General features: G+C 21.8%; 2 protein-coding genes. Both read left to right on the top strand.

Annotated features, from left to right (window positions below; all coding sequences use genetic code 11):
* The first annotated feature begins 51 nt into the window (after positions 1 to 51).
* Positions 52 to 840, top strand: a complete 789-nt coding sequence (gene larB / locus BGI41_RS07930; protein ID WP_088540160.1) for a nickel pincer cofactor biosynthesis protein LarB — start codon at positions 52 to 54, stop codon at positions 838 to 840.
* A 95-nt stretch (positions 841 to 935) separates the two neighbouring features.
* Complete coding sequence (locus BGI41_RS07925) at positions 936 to 1,547, top strand: N-acetyltransferase (RefSeq protein WP_088540159.1); 612 nt, start codon at positions 936 to 938, stop codon at positions 1,545 to 1,547.
* Positions 1,548 to 1,832: the final 285 nt, after the last annotated feature.

Genomic DNA, 1,832 nt, shown 5'->3' with positions numbered 1-1,832 from the left:
ATAATCTATTATATTATATTAAGATTTTATAATTTTTAAGGAAACGATAATATGAGGGAAATTTTAGAAGATTTTCAAAAAGGTAAATTGACTATAAATCAATGTGAAAATCTATTAAAATCTAATGAAATCATGGAATTAAATGATGTTGCTAAATTAGATATTGATAGAAAAACTAGAACTGGATTTCCTGAAGCAATTTTAGCAGAAACTAAAGAGTATGATGATTTATTAGTAATAATTAAAGGATTCTTTAAAAATTCTAAAGATGATAAACTTTTAATTACTAGATTATCTAATGATAGATATTTAAAATTAAAAGAAGATATAAACTATTTAAAAGATAATGGATATATTTTTGAATATAATAAAAAAGCTAAAATATTAATTATTAAAAAAGAAGATGATATTCCTAAAGTTGATTATGATTATAAAGTAGGAATAATAACTGCAGGAACTTCTGATATTCCTGTTGCAGAAGAATCTAAAGTAATTTTAAAAGAAAGTGGAGTTTCTGTATTAACAAGTTATGATATTGGTGTTGCAGGTATACATAGACTATTTCCAAGTTTAGCAGAAATGATTAAAGAAAATGTTAAAATTTTGATTGTTTGTGCAGGTATGGAAGGTGCATTACCTTCAGTTATTGCAGGTTTAGTAGATATTCCTATAATTGCTGTTCCTACATCAATTGGATATGGTGTAGGTAAAGATGGTATAACTGCATTAAATGCAATGTTACAATCATGTGCACCTGGAATGTCTGTTGTTAATATTGATAATGGATTTGGTGCAGCAGTTAATGCATTAACTATATTAAATACTTTTGATAGAAGTTAAATTTAAACATAATATTTAAATATTAGTTTCAGTATATCTATTATAATATTTATTAATTATTTTTTTTAGAAATCAAATATTTGGTGATGATTTAAGTGATATTTGAGGAATTTAATCCTAAAATCCATAATGTCCATCAAGTTGCGGACTTTATCTTTGAAATCGATTTAAGGGTACTTAAAAAATTATTTAGTAGTAAACAGGAAGCGGTTTCAGCTATTGAAGATAAATTATTAGTAAAATATCCTCATGTTGATGATTATTCTAAATTTTATGTAATTTATAAAAAAGAGGATCCTTCTAAAATACTTGCAATATTACTTATTTCAAAAGGTAAAAATCATAATTATTTTAATGATTCCATTTTTTTATTTAAAAAACTTAAATTTATGCATGCATTTCACTTTTCTGAACAGAATATTATAGATAAATTTACTTTATCTAATATTGATAATTCTGATTTTTATATTGCAGAAATTGCTACGAATAATGCTGAAAGATGTCAAGGTGTAGGACGTGCAGTAGTTAATTATGCTATAGATCAAGCTAAAAAACAAGGTTTTAGACGTGTAGTCATTGATGTTGATTTTAAAAATTCTATAGCCCGTAAATTATATGAATCCTTGGGATTTAAGGTATATGATACTAAATCTTTTAAATTTGCAGGCTATGAGAAAAAAATGTATAATATGGAATATGTAATTTAATTTCTAAAAAAAATTTATTAAGCAGACTTTTTTTAATTATTTAATTTTTATTTAAATAATTTTTTACTTTATTCTAATTTTAAAAATTGTATTTTATTTGTATTTAATTCTTAAAAATAGTTTTTTATAGTTTATATCTATAAATAAGTTTATATTGTTTTATTTTTCTTGTTTTATGTTGTGATTTTTTTAAAAATAAGTTTTTATTGTTTTATTTATATTGTAGTTTTTTATAAAAATAAGTTTATTTTTTATATTTATTTAATTTTAAAAATAGTTTATAAT

This window comes from Methanobrevibacter sp. 87.7 (assembly GCF_002208625.1).
Taxonomy (GTDB): domain Archaea; phylum Methanobacteriota; class Methanobacteria; order Methanobacteriales; family Methanobacteriaceae; genus Methanarmilla.
The sequence above is the reverse complement of the archived record's forward strand: the minus strand, read 5'-3'. Positions and strand labels throughout refer to the sequence as shown.

Excerpts from the sequence above, each read along its gene's own strand:
- larB (WP_088540160.1), top strand. The coding sequence starts at position 52 with ATGAGGGAAATTTTAGAAGATTTTCAAAAAGGTAAATTGACTATAAAT.